General features: G+C 38.8%; 14 protein-coding genes. 2 read left to right on the forward strand and 12 right to left on the reverse strand.

Annotated elements, in window-relative coordinates; all coding sequences use genetic code 11:
• Positions 1-256: 256 nt before the first annotated feature.
• Positions 257-409, reverse strand: coding sequence for a hypothetical protein (locus DNK84_RS14210; RefSeq protein WP_162902145.1), 153 nt, complete (start codon positions 407-409; stop codon positions 257-259).
• 1 nt (position 410) lies between these two features.
• The gene (locus DNK84_RS04105; RefSeq protein WP_119343302.1) at positions 411-1,574 is read right to left on the reverse strand and encodes a Fic family protein; all 1,164 of its coding nucleotides are present in this window, start codon (positions 1,572-1,574) and stop codon (positions 411-413) included.
• Positions 1,575-1,846: 272 nt separating this feature from the next.
• Between DNK84_RS04105 and DNK84_RS04110 the strand changes: the two genes are divergently transcribed.
• Positions 1,847-2,356: a shikimate kinase gene (locus DNK84_RS04110; RefSeq protein ID WP_162902206.1), complete on the forward strand. Its 510-nt coding sequence runs from the start codon at positions 1,847-1,849 to the stop codon at positions 2,354-2,356.
• A gap of 302 nt (positions 2,357-2,658) precedes the next feature.
• Here DNK84_RS04110 and DNK84_RS04115 read toward each other — a convergent pair whose 3' ends face one another.
• From DNK84_RS04115 to DNK84_RS04155, 9 genes are all read right to left on the reverse strand, one after another.
• Complete coding sequence (locus DNK84_RS04115) at positions 2,659-4,317, reverse strand: peptide ABC transporter substrate-binding protein (protein WP_235826819.1); 1,659 nt, start codon at positions 4,315-4,317, stop codon at positions 2,659-2,661.
• Positions 4,318-4,342: 25 nt separating this feature from the next.
• Positions 4,343-5,323 carry a murein tripeptide/oligopeptide ABC transporter ATP binding protein OppF gene (gene oppF / locus DNK84_RS04120; protein ID WP_119343304.1) on the reverse strand — a complete coding sequence of 327 codons (981 nt, stop codon included), beginning with the start codon at positions 5,321-5,323 and terminating at the stop codon, positions 4,343-4,345.
• Positions 5,317-6,300, reverse strand: coding sequence for an ABC transporter ATP-binding protein (locus DNK84_RS04125; protein ID WP_119343305.1), 984 nt, complete (start codon positions 6,298-6,300; stop codon positions 5,317-5,319). Before DNK84_RS04125 ends, oppF begins: the two co-directional genes overlap by 7 nt.
• A gap of 20 nt (positions 6,301-6,320) precedes the next feature.
• Positions 6,321-7,256, reverse strand: a complete 936-nt coding sequence (locus DNK84_RS04130) for an ABC transporter permease (RefSeq protein ID WP_119343306.1) — start codon at positions 7,254-7,256, stop codon at positions 6,321-6,323.
• A 13-nt stretch (positions 7,257-7,269) separates the two neighbouring features.
• Positions 7,270-8,208: an ABC transporter permease gene (locus DNK84_RS04135; protein ID WP_119343307.1), complete on the reverse strand. Its 939-nt coding sequence runs from the start codon at positions 8,206-8,208 to the stop codon at positions 7,270-7,272.
• A 116-nt stretch (positions 8,209-8,324) separates the two neighbouring features.
• A complete protein-coding gene (locus tag DNK84_RS04140; RefSeq protein WP_119343308.1) occupies positions 8,325-9,995 on the reverse strand; it encodes a peptide ABC transporter substrate-binding protein in 1,671 nt (556 codons plus the stop codon).
• Between the two features lie 203 nt (positions 9,996-10,198).
• Positions 10,199-10,948: a hypothetical protein gene (locus tag DNK84_RS04145; RefSeq protein ID WP_119343309.1), complete on the reverse strand. Its 750-nt coding sequence runs from the start codon at positions 10,946-10,948 to the stop codon at positions 10,199-10,201.
• 71 nt (positions 10,949-11,019) lie between these two features.
• Positions 11,020-13,785 (reverse strand): glycosyl hydrolase family 18 protein, encoded by a 2,766-nt coding sequence (locus DNK84_RS04150; protein WP_162902207.1) that lies wholly within the window; start codon positions 13,783-13,785, stop codon positions 11,020-11,022.
• Between the two features lie 74 nt (positions 13,786-13,859).
• The gene (locus DNK84_RS04155; protein WP_119343311.1) at positions 13,860-16,589 is read right to left on the reverse strand and encodes a hypothetical protein; all 2,730 of its coding nucleotides are present in this window, start codon (positions 16,587-16,589) and stop codon (positions 13,860-13,862) included.
• 631 nt (positions 16,590-17,220) lie between these two features.
• On the opposite strand from DNK84_RS04155, the gene DNK84_RS04165 reads away from it, so the two are divergent.
• A complete protein-coding gene (locus tag DNK84_RS04165; protein ID WP_119343313.1) occupies positions 17,221-20,556 on the forward strand; it encodes a UvrD-helicase domain-containing protein in 3,336 nt (1,111 codons plus the stop codon).
• Here DNK84_RS04165 and DNK84_RS04170 read toward each other — a convergent pair.
• Positions 20,504-22,378, reverse strand: coding sequence for a cation:proton antiporter (locus DNK84_RS04170; RefSeq protein ID WP_119343314.1), 1,875 nt, complete (start codon positions 22,376-22,378; stop codon positions 20,504-20,506). The two genes, DNK84_RS04165 and DNK84_RS04170, sit on opposite strands and share 53 nt — an antisense overlap.
• Positions 22,379-22,453: the final 75 nt, after the last annotated feature.

A 22,453-nucleotide genomic window follows, 5' to 3' on the forward strand; every position in this document is an offset into this window, starting at 1 on the left:
ACCCTATTTACACCTCTACTACGAGCTAGTCCGACTACCTTGCTAAACTTACCTCTAGCTTTTTAGGCTCCAAGATAAGCATTCAGAAATAGCAAGGTTCTCCCAAGTTCCAAAGCAATCAGTTCATCTACCCGCTACGGACTCAGACCCCGGCACCTCCACGCATACTCGCCTTTACGTATTGCGTAGTGCTGATTTCAGGCAAATGAAAACCTTGATCAGGTGCGACGATGATATATTACGGGGCTCAATACCTTCACTTGCGTTGTGGCTGATAGACCGCCCTTACTACAGCTTCATAATGTTCGTTACCTTGCATTATGTGTAGTTCGGTTCCAGACTGGTGGCTAGCCTTTTTCTGGGCTGGATTGTCCAGCTTGATTGCCTTAGCTTTGCTTGGCGCACTCATATTATTCTTCCTCAACATCAGCATGAATTTTTGCTGGTTCTTCTAATATGGATAATATTTCTGTGGCGCAATAAACTTTATCACGCTTGCCATCATTGACTTGGCTGATAATATTCTCGCCTAACAGTTTGCGAACACCACGTTCAGCAGTGCTATAAGCAATCTCAAGCTCTTCAGCTATTTTTTTGATGGTTAGGTATGGATTCACTGCAAAATGATCAACAATGTCTACAGGAACGCTAGATGAACCGCTTGCAACTTGCAGCTTCCATTTATTAAGTAGGTTATTAATCCTTTCAGCACGTGATAAAGCATCTTCTGATTGAACAGCGACACCATTTAAAAAATAAATTAACCAGTCCTGCCAAGTGTTGTTGCTGCTAACGTTAAATAATTGCCTATAATATTCATCTCGTGTTGCCTCAAAAAATGCACTTAAATAAAGCAGTGGCGATGGCAACATCTTTTGCTCAATTAATAACAATGTAATTAGCAAACGCCCAACTCTACCATTGCCATCTAAAAATGGATGGATTGTTTCAAATTGATAATGGCACAGCGCTATATGAATTAGGGCTGGTAATTGACGATCGTGTAAAAACTTTTCTAGATCACCTAAACAATCTGCTAAGTTATCTGTTGGTGGTGGCACAAACTTGGCTGTATTTAATGTGCAACCAGGAGGCCCAATCCAATTTTGTGTTTTTCTAAATTCACCAGGCGTGGCATGTGAGCCTCTAACGCCTTGCATTAATTGCTCATGAATTTCTTTTATTAACCGTAAGGACAGAGGTAGATCATCAAGGCGCTTTAACCCAAAATCTAAAGCAGTAATGTAGTTCTGTACTTCCTGCAAATCATCTGGATTCTGATTAACGGATACACCTGCATTATGAGCTAAAATTTCACCGATTGTAGCATGGGTACCTTCTATCTTACTGGACAATACGGCCTCACGGGTAATGAAGGGGCGCATTAGCAGATGAGGATTCGGTAATTTGCTACCTTCTCGAGCCAGTTTACCCAGCAAGTAATCAGCCCGCGATAGTGTGCTTACCAGTTGGTTGGTCCATTCTATTGCCGGAGGTAGTGGATTAGGCACATAGGCATTATAGCCCTTGGGTGATTTAATCACTTTGCCTGATAATGATTGTTGTATATCCATGCTTTAAACCTCTTGATTTCTAGACTTAAGTATAGCCTTTATTCTCGATAATATCAATATTCGATAATAAGTCAAGTTTTTAATTCCAAAGGTGAGAATAAGATTGAAGTATGTTATCATGTTTTACGTAAATCGATAATAGTGCGTGTATAGCATGTCCTAAAAGTAGCAAAATATGACACTTAAAGGACATGTTAGATCCAAAAGATATATTTCAGCCAAAAACCAGTATAATTTTAACTGGGTTGATGACAAAACGTGTGGAGGCGTATATGAGCAAAGTGAAAAGAATATTTATTGTTGGCCAATCAGGTGCTGGCAAAGGCGTAGTGGCAGAAGAAGTGGCTAAGCAATTAGGTTGGAAGTTTATTAATGCAGACGTTTTAGCTAGCGTTGCATCTATTGGTCGCAGCGTTACCGATGTATTTGGTGCTGGCAGTGAAGATAAATTCAATCAAACATTAACTGAAATCCTGCAACACCAGATTACTCAGGAAAACATCGTGGTTACCACAGATGAGAATGTTGCTTGTGATCCAAAAGCTCGTGAAATATTAAAGTCAGAATTTACCGTTTATATTGAGGTAAGCACCTCAGTTCAAGCTGAGAGAATGAGCAATTATAGGCCGCTACTGCCTGTTGCTGATTATTCAGCGCTATTGGATGGATTGCAAAAAGAACGTAATCCTTGGTTCGCTGAGGTGGCTAGTTTTACTATAAATTCCGATAATGGTGACATTGAGCGTGATGCTAAAAGCGTTGTAGAGGCATACAACAAGTAAACTTACATTATTATCGAAAATGTGTAAAACAGATAATAGGGTTAAAGGTTATCACCACCTTTAGAATTAAAAACTTGACTTATTATCGATTATGATAGGTTTCGATAATAAGGCTAAATATGGAAATTATGTGCTTCAGGTGATGCTAGAATGTTATTTTTCGCCTGTCAGCCCGAAGCCTTGGCGTAGGGTGATGATTTAAAGGTGTTGCTGGGCGCATTATGAATTGCATCTCCATGTCCCTAAAATTACAAATAGCGTAACCTACTGCAGTTAATGAAAAAATGTAACATCTGACACCATTATTTAAAATAAAACCACTTAGAGTAAACAGAATCCATATAGTTTTTTTGTGGATCATATCCACCTACTCTGTTACTGACAAATCGACTATAAGTGTAATCATATATGGGCAAGGTGACATAGGCTTTCATGGCGACAAGCAGTGCTTTTTCCATATTCTCATCATATGCTTTCTTTGTTAATGAGGCCATTCCCTGATAGTAAAACTTATCAAGTTTATCGTTACAAAACTGTCCATAATTACTCACGTTGCCACACAAATAACTTTCTAAAAAGTTGCTTGCTTCATTAATAGTTGCAATACCACCCATTCGCCCAATATCATAATTGCCATTTTGCAAATCCTGTAAATAGACTTTCCACTCTTGATTATTAAGCGTTACCTTCACCAGATCGCCAAAGGCACGAATCCACATCTGCGCAATAGCCTCTGCAACCATTTTATGTGATTCTTGAGTGTTAAAGCTAATTGTTAATATCAGCGGATGCTCTGCTGAAAACCCTGCTTTTGTTAAAAGCGATTTTGCATAATCAATCCGCCTATTCATTGGCCATTTTACCCATTGGTAACTAGGCAGCTTAAGATATAAACCTTTATAAATTCCACCTTGTAAATCATTCGGAACCTGTCCATATAGCGGTGTTTGCCCAAGTTTTAGAATGCTTTGTACGATAGCATTTCGGTCAACCACCATTGTCAGGGCTTGTCGTACTGCAACATTATTGACCCCCGGCTTTTTCATATTAAACCAGTAAAAATAAGTACCAAGCATTGGAACATTAATAAATTCGCTACCAAAGCGCTTTTCAAATTGTACCTTTGAAAAACCTGATGGAACCGTATATGTCATATCCACCTGACCTGCGAGAAACTGACTGTATTCGGTCTGTGAGCTCATCGGTAAATATTTCACCTGTTTGATATGGATCGCTTTTTTATCCCAATAATATGGATTTTCTTTCACGAGGATATGGCCATTTGGCACCCACTCTTTAAGCATATAAGGGCCATTTGAGATCATTTTCCCAACCTGGGTCCATGCATCACCATATTTTTCTATTGCAGGTTTATATAATGGGTAAGTCACTGGATTTAATAAAGATTCCAGGAAAAATGGGTAAGGGTAAGCAAGCTTTATCTCTAATGTATCTGCATTTAATGCCTTAACACCAAGTGCGCTTGATGGCAACTTTCCAGCAATAATTTCGTTTCCATTAACGATAGGGCGAAAAACATCGACTTGTTGTCCGCCTGTCTTTGGATCTACATTGCGTTTAAACGCGTATTCAAAATCATAGGCTGTCACTGGCTTGCCATTGGACCATTTGGCATCTTTACGTAAATAAAAGACATAGGTCTTTTTATCCTCAGAAACCGCCCAGGTAACTGCTAACCCTGGAATAATCTTATTTTGTTGTGTTTCAAACACTAAGCCTTCAAATAAGTCATGAATGACTCTTAGTGATGTGTTATCACTCCACTTACCTGGATCAAGCGTTGGAATTTGCCCGGCACCATTACCAATCACCAACGTTTTATTTGCATTATCCACAGGCTTATTTTGCGTATTATCACAACCAAACAACATCAAAGCTATAAGCCCTAATAAACCTGCGGCTAAATATCGATAAAACTTCCTGATAACTCGTTTATCCATTGTTTTTTCCTTTTTACATTAATGCTTAGACTTTTAAGCAGGCAACTTTTCGCGTGTTCTCATCCGCTTTTAAAAGTGGCTTCTTTTGTGCACACTGCATATCAGCAATCGGGCAACGTGTACGAAAGACACAACCTGATGGCGGGTTAATTGGAGACGGTAAGTCTCCTTCTAATATTTGGATTTTCTTATTGCGCTCAGCATCAGGATCCGGGAGGGGTACCGCAGATAACAATGCCTTAGTATAAGGATGCTTAGGCTCGTTACATAGTGACTTTGCCTCACCTATTTCAACCGCATGACCTAAATACATCACCATAATTCGATCTGAAATGTGTTTGACCACACTTAGATTGTGTGCAATAAATAAAATTGTTAAGCCTAGTGTTTTTTGCAAATCTTTCAATAGGTTAATCACCTGTGCTTGAATAGAAACATCCAAAGCACTAACCGGCTCATCACAAACTAAGATGGAAGGCTTAAGTATAAGTGCTCTGGCAATACCCACTCGCTGACACTGCCCACCTGAAAACTGATGAGGATAACGATTAATATGCTTGGGTGACAAACCAACCATCCGCATCATTTCTTCAACACGCTGACTTCTTTGCTTTTTAGATAAGTGAGGCTCATGCACCCTTAAAGGTTCAGCGATGATATTACCAATCGTAATCCTTGGATTTAGTGATGCCAATGGATCCTGAAAAATCATCTGAATCTCATTGCGTACAGGCTGCCACTGCTTTTTATGTTTTAATGCTGTTAAATCCTTACCAGACCAGACAACTTTACCATTGGTTGCTTTTGCTAAGCCAACAATCGCACGGATCAAAGTTGATTTACCACAGCCTGATTCCCCGACAATGCCTAGCGTTTCACCTTTTTTTACTTCAAAGGATACGCCATCAACCGCTTTAACAAAGCGCGTTTTCTGCCATGGCCAGGATTTTTTCAGTGGGAAATGTACTTTTAAATCATCAATATGTAAAACGGTTTCCATTAGCATGCCTCCGATGTGGGTATTCTTGGATGATAACAGGCAGCAAGGTGTTCATTGCAATCAGCAATTGGCATCAACTTTGGCATGCTGTCCACACATACTTGCGTTGCACGCGGGCACCTTGGTGCAAAGGCACATCCTGGTGGCAAACTGGATAAATCCGGTGGCTCTCCTGGAATCGACTGCAACATCGACTTTGGCAAGTCAACACGTGGTGTTGCCAGCATTAGCCCTTCTGTGTAGGGATGGGAGTGTGCACCAAACAAAGTATCCACTTTAGCGCTTTCAACAGGGCAGCCACCATACATCACCATCACACGATCACACGCGCCTGCGACAACACCAATATCATGTGTAATCAGGATCGTCGCCATCTTAAACTCATGCTGAAGCTCTTTGAGTAATTTTAAAATTTGCGCTTGTACCGTTACATCCAAGGCAGTTGTTGGTTCATCTGCAATTAACAACTTTGGCTTGCACATTAAAGCCATTGCAATCATGACCCGTTGACGCATACCGCCTGAGAATTCATGTGGGTAGAGTTTAATTCGATTTTTTGCATCAGGAATATGCACGGCATCCAGCATCGCCAGTGCTTGCTTTTTTGCCTCTGCCTTACTGCAGTTTCGATGAATCATCATTGTTTCACACAATTGTGCTTGCACAGTAATATAAGGATTTAAAGACGTCATAGGGTCTTGAAAAATCATGGAAATTTTATTACCACGTATTGTATTTAATGCCTTAACGGGTAAACCAACTAATTCTTGACCATCAAATTTCACAGAGCCTGAAACCACAGCATTAGAAGCTGATAACCCCATCAATGCTAAAACCGTCTGGCTTTTTCCTGAGCCTGACTCACCCACAATCCCTAGTGTTTCACTATGATCAAGGCTAAAATTAATTTTATTGACGGCACTGACTAAGCCATCATTTGTTTTAAACTTCACTTCCAAATCAGTTGCTTTTAATAATGTCATATTTCTCTCCCATTAAATACCTAGCGTTGCTCTCTTGGATCTAAGGCATCTCTTAAACCATTCCCAACAAAATTAAAGCATAGTAATGTTAATGTGAGAAAAATTGACGGAATGATCAACAACCACCAATAGTTAAAAGCAATCACCTGGACACCATCACTGATCAATCCACCCCAATCAGTCATTGGTGGCTGAATACCAAGGCCTAAAAAGCTTAAAAATGCGGCTGTCATAATCACAACAGGGACTGTTAATGTGATATAGACAGCAACAATACCAATAAGGTTACGAATAATATGGCGTGTTATAATCGTACGCTCTTTAACACCACAGACATACGCGGCTTCAATGAATTCTTTATTTTTTAACCCTAGCGTCTGCCCACGAACAACCCGTGCCATATCAAGCCAACTGACTGCACCAATAGCCACGAATACTAAAATAAAATTCCGGCCAAAGAGCGTTACCAATAAAATCGCAAAAAACATAAAAGGCAGACCATAAAGAATATCCACGATACGCATTAATATGCTATCGATCTTCCCGCCTAAAAAGCCTGCTGTCGCACCGACCAATGTGCCAATTACCACACTGACAAAGGTGGCAACAAAGCCAATCTCAAGGGTTACCCGTCCACCAACCATGACACGTGTAAATACATCCCTTCCCAGGCTGTCTGTTCCAAACCAGTGCTCAGCACTTGGCCCCTGATAGACTTGTAATAGATCTTGATGCGCATAAGTGTAAGGAGAAAACCAGGGTAAAAGGATAACAGCCAAAACGATTAAAATAAGTAACCATAAACTCATCAACGCGATTTTGTTTTTTTTGAATCGCTGCCATGCATCATAGTATAGACTTCTCCCCTTAAAGGCTTCTTGATGTGACTGGCTGGCCACATCTTCCAAAAAATCTGCGTTTTTCTGTTTTTGCACAAGCGTATAGCTTTTTGTCATTGTTCACCTCAATTTAATAACGAATTTTTGGATCTAGAAAGGCATAGACAATATCAACGATCAAATTAAACAAGATCACTAAAAGGCTATAGATAATTGTCAATGCAAGCACGAGGTTATAATCACGATTGGTTGCCCCTTGGACAACCTGCACTCCGATACCAGGAATGGTGAAAACCGTTTCTACCACAACTGAACCGGTTAAAATCCCTGCAACAGCAGGACCTAAGAAAGATACCACCGGCATTAACGAAGGTTTCAGCGCATGTTTCCAAACAATTCTTGGCATTGATAAGCCTTTTGCTTTGGCTGTGCGAATAAATGGTGAGCTTAGAATCTCAATCAAACTGCTACGCGCAATTTGCGTGATAATAGCAATATAAGGGATGGCCAAAACAATCACTGGTAACACCATGTCTTCCCAGTCTCCCCAGCCACCGGCTGGAAACCAGCCAAGCATCACCGCAAAGACCAAAACAGCAATCGGTGCTGTGACTACGATAGGCGTTGAGATAAAAAGCATTGCAATAATGCTGATACCATGATCAATAAAATCAAGTTTTGTATTTCGTGTTAGCGCTGAAAAAACACCAAAGATAATACCCAGAATACTTGCAATTAATACACTAAAAAAACCTAATTGCACCGACACCCAAAAACCACCTTGGCCACCTTCTGGAAAAACAAGATGGTTTATTGATTGACCTTGGTATTTAAATGAATAACCTAAATTTCCATGAATCAAATCATTTAAATAATAAATAAACTGCTTCCAAAGCGGTAAATCCAAGTGGTATTGATGATGCAGCTGCTTTAAAACCTCAGGTGATAACGCACGCTCGGTGGCAAATGGGTCCCCAGGGGTTAAATGCACCATCAAAAAGCTGATTAAAACCACCGCAAAAACAGTTGGAATCGCCCCTAGAAGGCGCCTGATAATGTAACTGAACACTTTGTTCTCCCGCTTTTATAATGCTTATCTTCACAAATCCATCTATGCACTGTGCTATTTTCAGCACAGCTATATTAAACCATCATTGGTAAATGTAGATCATTACTTTTTAGTTATTACTTATTGCCATAGTCAAACGAAAACCATTTATCATAAACATGATCTAAATGGTTTGTCTTCATTTGATAGTTTTCGACATAGGGTTTTACCAGGTGCACAACAGCATTAGAATACAGCGGCACCATCGGATAATCTGCCATAGCAAGCTCTAAAGCTTTTGTATAATAAGGCTTAGCTGCCTGTGCGGTAAGCTGTTTTTGCCCTTCACGTATTAGTTTATCATATTCAGGATTGCAATAACCTGGATTATTTTGCGGATTATCACACATCCACATGTTTGCAAAATTATCCATCGCATTAAAATCAGCAACCCAAGCATCACGGGCAACGCCATCATAGCTATGAGACTGGCGAATCTTTAAAAAGACCTTAAATTCTGAGTTTGCTAAAGATGTCTCAACACCAAGGGTTTGCTGCCACATCTGTGCAATAGCCTCCATGACCTTTTTATGCAGTGGATCGGTGTTGTACTCAAGCGATATTTTCAAAGGATTCGCTGTGGAATAACCGGCTTCTTTATAAAGCTTTTTCGCTAATTCAATGCGTTTGTCCATCGGCCAATTATGCCATTGATAAGCAATATCTTTATAAATACCCCCTTCTATTGTTGGCGGGAAGAAACTATAAATTGGTGTATCACCTTCTTTTGTTACATACTTAACCAGGTCTTTGCGATTAATAACAAGATTTAAGGCTTCACGCAGTTTTACATTATCCTTAAATGGTGGCTTAGTCAAATTGAAATCAAGATATTCCGTTGTCAACCACTGTGCCGAGCGCAATTGATCACCGTATTCCTTTTTGATCGCATCTAAATTTGTCGTTGGGACATACATAACATAATCAATCTGTCCTGATTTGTAGGCATTATAAGCCGCCATGCGATCAGTAATCGGTAAGAATTTGACATTCTTAATATGTACGTTTTTGGCATCCCAGTAATAAGGGTTTTTTGTTACTGTTACATGGCCATTAGGGATCCATTCTTTCAAATAATAAGCACCATTTGTCACATATTTGCCATTACCCAGGCTAAAGAACCCTTCACCGTATTGCTCAACGCCTGGCTTATATACAGGATAGGACACCGGATCAGTCATAATGCTTAAGAAATAATAAACCGGATAATCTAAAGTGATTTGAAGTGTATGTGCGTTAATGGCTTTTACACCAAGACTTGATACGGGCTTTTTGCCATCCATAATCGCCTGTGCATTTTTAATTGGTGCTAATTTATAGGCCATCTCTGAGGCTGTCATGGGTGTAACCGCCCGCTTTAATGCGTAAACAAAGTCTTCAGCTGTAACTGGCTTACCATTTGACCATTTAGCATCTTTCCGTAAATAAAAAGTATAAACCAAGCCATTATCAGAGACTTTCCATGATTTTGCTACGCCTGGTACTGGTTCATTGGCTTGGTTCTCGCTTAAAAGCCCTTCGCCGATATCATACAAAATACCAGCAGCAACATTAGTTTGTGCGTGTGCCGGATCAAGTGAATCAGGCTCTGAGCCATTCCCACGAACAAATGTGTCTTTACCCTTTGGCGCATACTGTGTGACTGCATGAGTTGATTTATCTTTATTAGCATCCTGCCCCCCACAGCCTGCTAATACCAATAGTGCGGACAGACTTAAGCCAAGCCCAATAATTCTTTTATATTGCATAACCTTCCCCTTTGTTTCCTACTCAATTTACTTCCGTCTAATCAGATTAATTTTTTCATGAACGATTGTCACGAAAAAAATACACAAAAAAATAATATTTTAAATTGATGAAAATGGGCATACACGTGAAATGTATAAAGATGTATAAATATGTAAAGCAAGAGTCTGTGAGAAAGCTTATAGATAGTACAAGAAAGTAAAAATCAGTTATTACAAACATTCTTAGAAGGATCAAATTTCTCCCATATTTTCCAACCCTGGGTTTTATATGTTTCTTCTGGATTTTTTGTTGTGTCATTAATCCATGAACAACAAACCCATTCTTGCCCATTATATTTAACCCGTGATTTCAAATTACCTTTATTCCACTGCCCGTATTGCACACCAGATTCCCACGCTTTCACCTGATCATTTTGATCAGGATAAGTTGGCGTTACATAATTTGGTGTTGGTGGTGGCAGCTGACCACCACTGACATCTAAAGTAAGCGCCCCACCATGATCTGATGTATTTGTTGGGCACCAAAACCCTGCGCCATCTGCCTTACAAATCCCACTTAAATGATTACCAGGACCAGTAATGAACGAACCTTTTCCGCCATTGATTTTAACCTTTAAACTTTGCCTGCCAGGCGCTGAGGTCTCAAATGGCGTTCCTTGTACGCCAAAAGTGGTTGTTGGTCTGTCAAGATAGGCCATATTCTGCGCCATATAGCCTGACTGCTGATATTGGATGGCAACATTGCGTCCTGTTGATAATGAAAGCTTCATCGACTTTTTTGCAGGCACATTGATCTTGTTTTTGCCTTGTGGCGCAATAATTAAAGGGACAACCGAATTATTGTTAACCGTTAGCTCATAGTCAGCATAAGCTGCTGTTGATGATAAAACACTAATAATGGCAAAGCAAACATGGCGCTTTTTTATCAATGGTTTTTTGGTTTTTCCATTCATACTAAATAGTTCTCCTGTTATATTGTTTCTATGTTAATATTAACCCTTACCTATATTGCTGAAGCTGTTATCTAGGTATTACAAACGTTTTTAGAAGGATCAAATTTTTCCCATATTTTCCAACCTTGGGTTTTATATGTTTCTTCCGGGTTTTTTGTTGTGTCATTAATCCATGAACAACACACCCATTCCTGCCCATCATATTTAACCCGCGATTTCAAGTTGCCTTTATTCCACTGTCCGTATTGCACACCAGATTCCCATGCTTTCACCTGATCATTCTGATCAGGATAAGTTGGCGTTACATAGTTTTTCTGCGCACTTGAGCCACCTTGCTTTATTGTGCAAGTAATATGGTTTGCATCTCCCTGGATTTGATAAATAATATTTTTTTCATCCCCAGTTGGAAGCGGACAGGTAATCGCTTGTGAAATATCAAAACCTGCATTCCATGGGTTTAAACGAACTGGATTTTTACTCAAGTCAAGCTCTCCAAGACTATAATTGGTATACCAGTTTCTACTTTGAATAGTTCCAGGACCATAGACCTGGTAATACTGAATTGTGCCATAAAGTGTTACATCAACTTTCCCAGAAGGCTTATCTGCCTTTACCGTAATTGGATCACTATCAACCGCATCTGCCTTTTTCATTGAATCTTCAGCAGTGACAATAATTTGATCCTGGTCTTTTGCTCCTGATAAGCTAAATTTACCCTGACCTTGGATTTCACAACTTGCCGAGGCTGTCGTTTGATCTTTGCAAGTGTAATTCAAAGTGTCACCATCTGGTGCATTGATCAGTTTTGCATCTGCTGTGAACTGGCCACCTGTTAAATTTGCTGAAGCAGGTGCGCCTTTACTATTCCACTGAATATCTGGTGTTTTAGGCTTATCTGCCTTTACCGTGATGGGGTCGCTATCAACCGCATCTGCTTTTTTCATTGAATCTTCAGCAGTGACAATAATCTGGTCCTGATCTTTTGCTCCTGATAAGCTAAATTTACCCTGGCTTTCAATCTGACAACTTGCCGAGGTTGTCGTTTGATCCTTACAAGTATAATTCAAAGCATCACCATCTGGTGCGTTGATCAGTTTTGCATCTGCTGTAAACTGGCCACCTGTCAAGTTTGCTGAAGCAGGTGCGCCTTTACTGTTCCATTGAATTTCTGGCTTTTTGACTGGCGTTGTACCTTTATAACCTTGTTCGAAATTATAAATAAGCGAGGTAGATTGATTTTGATAATTATCATCAGAGTTTACAGTCCAGACAATAGCCCCGCCAAGCCCTTTTAATTTTGCATACTCGCCATAGGAATAGGCGTCTTTTGGCGAAATATATGCCATAAATACATCAGAATATGTCTTTTGGTTATTGGTTGAGGGTTCAATAGCTGTTGGGTTATCACCATCATAAATAACCTTGGAGGCTGTTGCTTTCCAGCTCTTTGCATAAAGCGTACTACCAACATAATATGTCTTACCACTGTCAGGGTCGGTATATTGCCAGTCTGTTGTGGTAAAAGGTCCATTAGGTGATAACATGTTTTTTAATATGTATATATAAGAGAACGTTCCACTGCATTGTTTATTTGGATCTGTCGGCGTTAAGGAGGTCTCACAGTAGGTGGCATCCAAATCCCCAGGGACAATGGTGGTTTTATCCGTGATTTTTTGGAATAGTCCATGATTATCAGAAGAAATGTTTGTTAATGCTGCGCGCGCATATGCCGGGATTCCAATATTCACTTTTGCCATATCAACGGTACTCAAACCACTTAAAGCCTCAATCGCTTTATTAACTGAGAATTCATTTTTACCGTAAGGGCTATCAGGTAAGGCAAATAGACTTGAGTGAAAGCCTGTAGCATTACCCACGCCATCAAAAGCACCATGAAAATCATAAGTCATAAGGCTTAAATGATCCAATCCTTGACTAAACCAAGCACTAAGCCATCCATTATCCATCAAGCCTTTTAACATCACTGGATTTGCCTGTATTGTAATCGCAATATCAAGCCCAATATCTTTAATTTTCTTCACCAACTGTTTCTGTGCAAGCGCTTTAAACAAGAGACTCTTTTGATAACCTGTTTTACTGTTATCAAATTCAATATCTAAGTCAACACCTTGCAACCCACGGCCTTTTAAGTAAGTCAATGTCTTAATAAAGTTAGTAATATTTTCATCATTAATCTGTCCATTTTGTGCAACAAGATCATCCATAATGCCACGGTAAGTCCAACCACCAATGCTAATATAGTGCTGTAAACTGTCTTTTTTATTATCTAACTGCAAAAATGCATCAAAGCCACCATAACAGACATTCCCCCAACATTGCGTATCACTTGTCCCACCGCCACTAAAAGGTGGTTTACCATCTCGATAACAAATCTTCAATGAATTTGCTATTTGACTGCCACAAAGGCCATCGGATTTTAGATCAGAGTTTTTAAAATCTGCCCATGAATCACTGAAGCGGAAAGTACCATCACTTTGTGGCTGGAAGAAGCCGTAGACTAAGGCACTTAGTCCTTCTGTGGTATCAGTTAAATGTCGATTGTCCGTTGACTGGTGTTGGATCACAATCGAATTGTTGTCAAACGCCGGATAGCCTACGGTAATGCCAGGAATAACATATGATGGCTCAGGAATTGGGTGACCAGCCGTTGTTAAGCCCTGGCTTACGGTATTGTTATTAAAATAGCCTGCATAATTGGGATAATAAGCCATTACAAAGGGTTTACTTGTGACGGAATTACTATATGCAACACCTGCCATGCCTGTAATTGCGCCTGTTGCAATAACTAAAGCCTTACTAATCTTCTTTAACTTCATGTTTTTCTCCTTGTGACTATTGGTAAGATCGTTGTAAAAAAATCTAAAAACAATTTGTTCCATCCATTAAGGCATCAATCGCTGCTTTTATTTAGATAAACTGGTGCTTGCTCATAAGCATTAACTTTTGCTGCAAGCCATGTTGAGTTGACTGTTTTATCAGGGAAACTACTAACACTTGTCGTAGAACCACCACCCCATAAAATAGCAAATACATTACCAGAAGCTGCATTTTGAAGCATGCTTTTCTGCCAGTTATAACTGCCTTCATTCAAGTATTGCCCAACTGTGCATGAACCACGCTTGCATGGATAAATACCACCACCTGTTAAAGGTGTATTTAAAATAAAATCCTTCACATCACCCAGGCTTTTACCAACAGATTTATCTCCAAAAAAGTAATCTGGTGCGGTAGAAAAAGTATTGGTTGTGTTGTCGGTTTCTGTATTTGTTTGCAAATGCCCCCCAGGAATCTGCCACAACATTACAGGGATATTATTGAATTTTTTACTTAGTTGTGAAACATAGGTTATATAGTTATTCCAGTCTTGCCCATTCCATAAATAACCAGATCCTAATGCAGCATTAGCATTTCTTTCATATTTATCAAAAACCAGGAAATTAGGCTGATATTGACCACTGTAAATACCTAGCTGATCAATCAATTTGTAGGTTGGATCAGTGATTTTGGATTCAATTTCTGTTGTTGTTTCACGACTATGCACCCAATTAGCACTAGTAATATTCCATACGTTTTCTTGCCAACCAAAAGGAATACTCGGCCCTGTATTATGAATTGCCCAATTTGTTGCCTGAACCCAACCATTGAAATTATCAGTAAAAGTCGGAATATCTGCATGTAGATCACTTGGTGCTGTCTCAAGAATTTTATCTGCCTCACCTTTTAGCTCACTACGATTATCACCTTCCCAAGCACGCTTTAGGTCCCATGCAGAATAAATATTATGCTTTTTATAGGCTCCTGACTCAGCAGCTTCAAAGACTTGCAATGGTGTTTTACCTTCTACAGTAAATGCTGAGCCAGAATTAGGTGTAAAGGTCCAATTATGTGCTTGATTCACAAACCAATAGGCTTTTTGTAAGGCTTGATTTACCTTGACTTCTGTCATATTACCAAGCTCTTTGGTATCAGCATTGTATAAATGCTGTTGCTGAATCATCCCTAAAAGATCTGGATTAAGCACTATTGACCCTGTAATGCCATCTTTATCCTTTGCATTCTGTAATACTTGTGCATAAAGCATCAGATTAACAAAATGCTTTGTTAATACGTTATCCTTATCAGATAAATCACCATAAGCCGTACCTCCACTCATCTGTAATGTATATACAACAATCACCGGCACGATAGGATGCTGATTTTCTTTACCTGCATTTTTTGCTACATCAACGGTTTCCTGCGTGAAAATCGGCATCGTAATTACCCCTGGATCGCCATTCCCGCCACTACCTGCGTATTTGAAAATCGCATCAACCTTATCTTTGGAGAAAGTATTGGTGCCATCTGTCACTGCCCCCATTGAAAGATAGCTTGGCCATCCAGGAACAAGGCCGCCTATTTTGTGCTTTGAAAAAGTAATTGCAACTTTATCTTGGTCTTTCCCAACCGTAATCGTTTTTGCATCGCCATTATTATATTGGTATTGATATCCATCTTTCATAAGCGTCTGGGCACTTAATTGATAGTTACCAGCTGGCAGTTTCAGTCTTATATCGCCATTTCTCACCACTTTTGTAATATGAATACCTTTATCACTGTTTGTCAGGGTTATTGAACTTTGTGCATCACCAGGCAATCCAGATATCGTAAAATCAACCTGATAACTGACCACTGGCATGCTTTTAACTTGCAATACAATATTATAATTTGATTTCTGTGCTGTTGTTGTAATTGATTCTGGATCAAATGAGAATTGATAACGATTATGACCAGCAAATATATCTGCTGCCGAAAAAGTATATTGGTGGTTTGGACGAATGTTCTTTAAAATAGCTGTTTGCTCGCTCCAGGGTAAGCTTAATTGATTGGTTTGCCCTGTATGCTTATCATCAATTTTAATAGCAATATCACCTGCATTAGCTGGTCGCTGAAAACTTGTTGAGAAAGCAAGCTGACCTGCATATTTTTTATAATCCAGGGTAATGGTATAACTTTTGCCTGTCTGGGCCATAAGCTCTGCTGGCACAGTTTCAATGACCTGACCATCATAAACAGCAGATATTTGATATTGACCTGCTTTGATTTCTGATAAATTTCCAGATTTCACATCTTTCCAATTAAACTGATAACCTGCTTGATTATTAGAAATAGCAGTTAATGTAATCACTGCGTTATCTGGAATATTGTCACTTTTTGCATCCTGAATGAATTTAATGCTCGCCTGCGTTTTTGGCACAGAGCCTACCTGAAAATCGGTCAATTTAAATTGATCACTTGAAGGTGAAAAATTAATAACCGCTTTATCATTAGCAGATAAAACATAGTCATCCTTTGGCCACCACATCTGACCAATTTGAAATACTGTTTTATTGCCTGACTTTCCCACGCTAATAGAGCCATTAACACTTCCATTGCTGCTCCAAGCTGATCGAGCGGTGACACCATTTGATAAGGTAAAGCTAATCGGATTTTTTGTTAAATCTGTTTTGCTATCGCAATGAAATGTGATCGCAGATGTCCAACCTTCAACTACATTATCTAAGTGACAACCTGCATGCGCTGTACCCGTTATTGCAATTAACGATAATGTTGTAATATAAATTTTTTTGTATTTAGACTTCATTTGTCATTCCCCATATTGACTGTGCTAAAAGGTGTTTTGAACAATTGTTCTTAGAGTATTTTTTAAAAAGCACCAAGTCAACACATTATTGTTAATTTAACAAAAAAATTTCATCGTTTTGTCCGTTGACATATCAAAATGCTCATAGAACCAAGCGTATGCTCAACTAATAGACACTAACTAAACCGGAATATTTAGCGTGCTATAAAAGAAATGTCCGCATCATATACCGTCAATATCCTACAAAAAAACCGTGATTCTCTATATATTTATAAACTTAAATTCGCGAGAATAGATCTTGTAAGCAACAAAACTCCCCCGGTTGCAAGGGGCGGCGCTTAAGGAGAAGCAAAAGTTATCAGATTATAACTTGCCCCTTGTGATCAAAACCTTTACGATACTCTCAAACCAAATTTATCTTGTATCTGCTTATGCTTATTGCATTTGTTATTGCGCTTATTACTGGCCTGGGTATCTCATGGTTAGCTGCACGATTCTTATATCGAATCAGCAGTCAAAAAAAATTACTGAAATCTAAAAAGGATTATGTGTTCAACAGCATTATCTGTGCATTTGTCTTTTTTTGCTCCAGCACATTTATATATGTTTTAATTCTTTATTTAAGCCGCATATGATAAAACCAGAAGATTTTGATCAGCGCCAACAGGCACTCAACCCAAATCACTCTTTTATTATGCAAGCACCTGCGGGATCTGGTAAAACAGAAACGCTCACGCAGCGCTATTTAAAATTATTAAGTCATGTCAATGCCCCTGAAGAAATTATTGCACTGACATTCACCAATAAAGCCGCTAATGAAATGCGTCAGCGAATTTATACATCGCTGTTAATGACACAAAATGAAGCACCACCAAAAGAGCCTCATAAAAAGCAAACCTTTGAGCTTGCAGCGAAAGCATTAAAAAACAGCCAACGATGTAATTGGCAATTGCTTGACAACCCAAAACGTCTTCGCATTATGACAATTGATGCTTTTTGCCAGTATCTGTCTAACAGGCTTACTTATGAAACCGATGATGTATTTAATGCACAGACAACAGATCAAACAAAGCCTTTATATCAACAAGCAGTTGATGCGCTTATTAACCACATTGATGAAGAAAGTCCATATTATCCTGCTTTAGCACATCTCTTACTACATCTGGATAACAATATAGAGCGATTAACTGATTTATTATCTAACTTATTACAAAAACGAGAGCAGTGGCTGCCAATCGTATTAGGCCTTGGGTTTACTGATAACACTTCACTTGATCGTGAGCATAATAAAAAGCAGATTGAATCAGGATTTCACCAAATTGCCAATGATCTCTTACGACAGCTTCACAATTGCTTAAATTTTTCACAATATCAGCACAAATTAGAAGAAATTTTACATTTTTGCAATCAAGGTAAACCTATCTGTTTGACTCCAGATGTTGCCAATTTAACAAACTGGCAACTGCTTCTTAATTTATTATTTACCAAGGATAATAAAAAATTTCGCACAACTTTTACTAAAGCACAAAATCTCCCTGCAAAAGACCCAACGGCAAAAGCCTACAGCCAATGGCTCAACCATGATTATCTTACACAATTTGATGATGCGCAAACTTCAACTATTTTATCAATAGCCAATGATTTATCTGTTTTTGATACACTTGTTTTCGATGAACAGCAGTGGCAAACACTTGTTTATATCATTGAGCTTGCAATATTGGCAGCACAATTTTTAAAGGTTACTTTCCATAAAGAAGGCCAGATTGATTTTAATGAAGCAGCTTTACAAGCGCTTTCTGCTTTAGGTCAAAGCGAGCAACCAACAGATCTTGCTTTATATTTAGACTATCAAATCAATCATATCTTGATTGATGAGTTTCAAGATACATCAGTGCTTCAATACCGGCTACTACAAACACTCACATCACAATGGCTACCAGGTGATGGAAAAACGCTTTTTATCGTTGGCGACCCCATGCAATCAATTTACCGTTTTCGCCAGGCTGAAGTTAACCTGTTTTTAGAAGTTAAAGATCAAGGCATCAACAACTTACATCCTAAGTTTCTACAGCTTAGCTGCAATTTTCGTTCAAACAAATCAATCGTTGATTGGATTAACCAAACTTTTGTGTGCATTTTCCCCAAAAGACATCAAAAAAACTTTGGTGGCATCAGTTATACATCTTCCACCACGCTTTCAAGCACAATATATGAAAATGCAGTCACATGCTTAGGTTTTAAAGATGATCAAACTGAAATCCAAACAATTATCACGACAATACAAACTTACCAAAAAACACATCCAACGCATAGTATTGCAATTTTAGTGCGCGCACGAAGTCATTTAGCAACGCTTATACCAAAGATGAAGGCTCAAGGGCTTCAATTAAGTGAAGATGAGATTGATACACTTTATCACAAACCACTTATTCAGGATTTATTAGCTTTAAGCCTTATATTGAATAATATTGAAAGTACACATGACTGGGTAAGCTTACTACAAGGACAATTATTTGGTTTTACGTTACAAGAAATATTCTCGATACAACAATACGAGCAAACAAGCTTTTATGAGCGCTTATGCCAGTATTTACAAAAAAATCATACAAAGCCACATCAACAAAAAGCGCTGCAGTTCACACACTGGTTAAATCAGTTTGAATTTCACAACAAACGAAGTGATTTAAAAAAGCGGATTGAGATATTCTGGCAAAAGCTTGATGGTCCTTATATTCATACGGATGAAATCTTTTATCAAAGTTTCATGCCACTGATCGATCAGTACCTAAGCCCTGATAAAACAACAATTATTGATGAGCAGGGTTTTATTGAAAAGCTCAAAACCAGCTATGCAACCAGTGCCCAACAAACACATATCAAAGTCATGACGATTCATAAAGCCAAAGGCTTAGAGTTTGATTTTGTTATCTTGCCACAATTACACAAAACAGGCAAAAGTGATGACCCAGATTTATTTCTTTATGAACAATATCAGCTTGAAGATGCTCAACCACATTTACTTTTAAGCCCAATGAAGCATAGTTGGGAGTCACAAACACCTTCACTTTATAAAGCCGTGCAGTTAATTCAGAAAAAACGTGCTGAATTTGAGCTTCAGCGCCTGTTATATGTTGCTGCCACGCGTGCTAAATCTAAATTGTTATGCACAAGTGTATTGCAACAAAAAGATAATGGGGAAGCCAAATCCCCACCTGCTAATAGTTTTTGGTCACTACTTACATTGGCAAAGATTGATATTCAAATGATAACGCCCACTATACAAGATGCTGTAAATGATAAAGCATCAAACAACATAATTGAGCCTGTCGTGCAACAAATTCAAAATTTTTATTTCGCTAATCACACAACCTACCAAACAACTAAACAAAATGCTAAGGCTGACGGACAACTTAATCAACCAGATGCTACTGATATCGTCTATAATGATGAACGCTTGATTGGTTCAATATTGCATGCCGTCTTTCATTATCTAACCAATCATCAAGGTAATACGGCCAATCTTAAAACCTACTTTAATGCTATGTGCCATCACTATGGCTTACCCTTTGCACTACAAAACAAAACCTGGAAAATGGCACAAAAAGCCATTGAAAGCACACAAGAAACCCAGCCATGGCTTTTTACAGCTCAAGGCTATAGCGAACAGGATATCAGTAACCTATCGCATCAAAAAGTACAAAGATATACCATTGATCGTATCATTAAAAAAGATAATAACCATTTTATCATTGTTGATTATAAATTTATTGAGCCTAACAACCATCAATCACACAATGACTTTATCGCACATCAAGAACAATTATACCGCTCACAGCTTATACAATATCAATGGCTACTTGCAAAAAGCCTTGGTATTGCTAAAAATAATATAATCCTTTATCTATATTTCCCACTTATTCCACATCTGTTTCAGCTACCCAACCTTCCGGTGGCACCAGAAAAATAACCTTCCAGCCACTTTGTGGGTTAAATTGACTATCCGGTGAAACGACATGCACCATATTTTTATTATTAATATAAAAAAGTGGAATGGCAGTTGGGTTATTTGATAAGAAATAGTCCCAGGTAAATTCACTGGTTAAATTCGTCGTTTTAATTTGTCCACCCTGCTTGATAGCTGATCGTAATGAATGATAAGACAAATCCCGACTAAATAGTCGCTTACTGTATTTTTTGGTTAAATAGGTTAATTTTGAATTTGCTTTATTTTGTGAGGTCGGTAGGGTGAAAACACTGGCACGCCCATCAAATTCACGATAATATTTCACGGCTGCTAATGTATTCATCTGTTCACTACTGGAGCAACCAAGCATTCGCCCAATCCCCACTAAGTTTAAATGCCAATCAGCATGTTCAGACACAGAGGAACCATAATAGCACTCTAATCCTTCTAAACGACAGGCCTGTACATTTTGCCAACTGGTATCGGCAAGCATGACACCGATATGATTCTGCTTTAACGCTTTTGCGATTGCACGAGCTAGCGAATTGCCTCCTATAATTAAAAACCCTCGAGGCTCTGGTGCTGAGGCATGTAAAATTTTTGCCAATGTCGGGGCAGTTAAGCTTTGGATAATAACCGTCCCTAAAATAATCATAAAAACAATTAAAACCAAAAGTTCTCCTTCTTGTGGTGCATTAAGCGTTTCAATGACCTTGATAGAAAAAAGTGCTGCCACAGCTGCCGCTACAATACCTCGTGGTGCAATCCATGCAAACATAAGCCTTTCTCGCCAGTTTAAATCACTGTTTATCGTCGAAATGCTTGCTGCCAATGGACGTATCAGAAATTGCAAAAGCAAAATAAGAATAATTGCTTTCCACCATATTTCAGATAAATAAGCAAAGCTCACATTCGCACCAAGAATAATAAACAGACTTGAGATTAAAATAAGGCTTAACGATTCTTTAAAATCCAGGATTTCTTCAATATGTGCATTAGGCATATTACCAACAAGAATACCCATGACTGTAACAATCAATAACCCACCACCTTCTACGATGTGCTCAGCAATCACAAACATCGTCACGACAAAAGATAAGACAAACATATTATTTAGATAGCTAGGAACCCATTGCTTCTTTAAAATTGTCCCCAAAATAAACCCAGCCAATATGCCGCCGCCACCCCCGATGGTTAAAACAAATAAAATATGGACACTGATATGCCAAAACGCCTCATATTGCGAAGCTGTAATTGCCGTAAATACAATTACAGCCAAAAGCGCACCAATTGGATCAACCAACATGCCTTCCCAACGAATAATATTCGCAAGCTTAGTTGTTGGACGCACACTTCGTAATATTGGTACAACAACCGTCGGGCCACTGACTGATGATATCGCACCAATTAATGCCGATACCTTCCAAGAAATATCAAACAGATAATGCACAAAAAGTGCGGTTAATATGGCGGTAATCAATAAGCCAATCGTAATAATGTTGCGAACAGTTCCACCCAAGCCTTTTATTTCACGGAATTTCAGACTCATACATCCTTCAAATAGGATGATAGAGACGCATAAAGATACCATCGGATATAAAATTGGTCCAAACAATGATGTAGGATCTAAAAGCTGCATTTTAGCCCCGAATAGCATTTGTGACACAGGACCTAACAAAATACCAACCAATAGTAGAAATAAAATCGCAGGCAACTTTAACCGCCACGCCAACCACTGGCATATAAAGCCAAGCATTAAAATCGCCATAAAAATCACTGGGATATAACTGGCAGATACAAAGAAATTCCCAACACCTGTGCTCATTTATTCTCTTTAGCCTAAAATATATGTTTTACCATTGTAACAAAGTGCATCAATTGTGGAAGTTTTTTATCTTGG

Origin of the sequence: Facilibium subflavum, from assembly GCF_003574485.1 — a bacterium.
Taxonomy (GTDB): Bacteria; Pseudomonadota; Gammaproteobacteria; order Francisellales; family Francisellaceae; genus Facilibium; species Facilibium subflavum.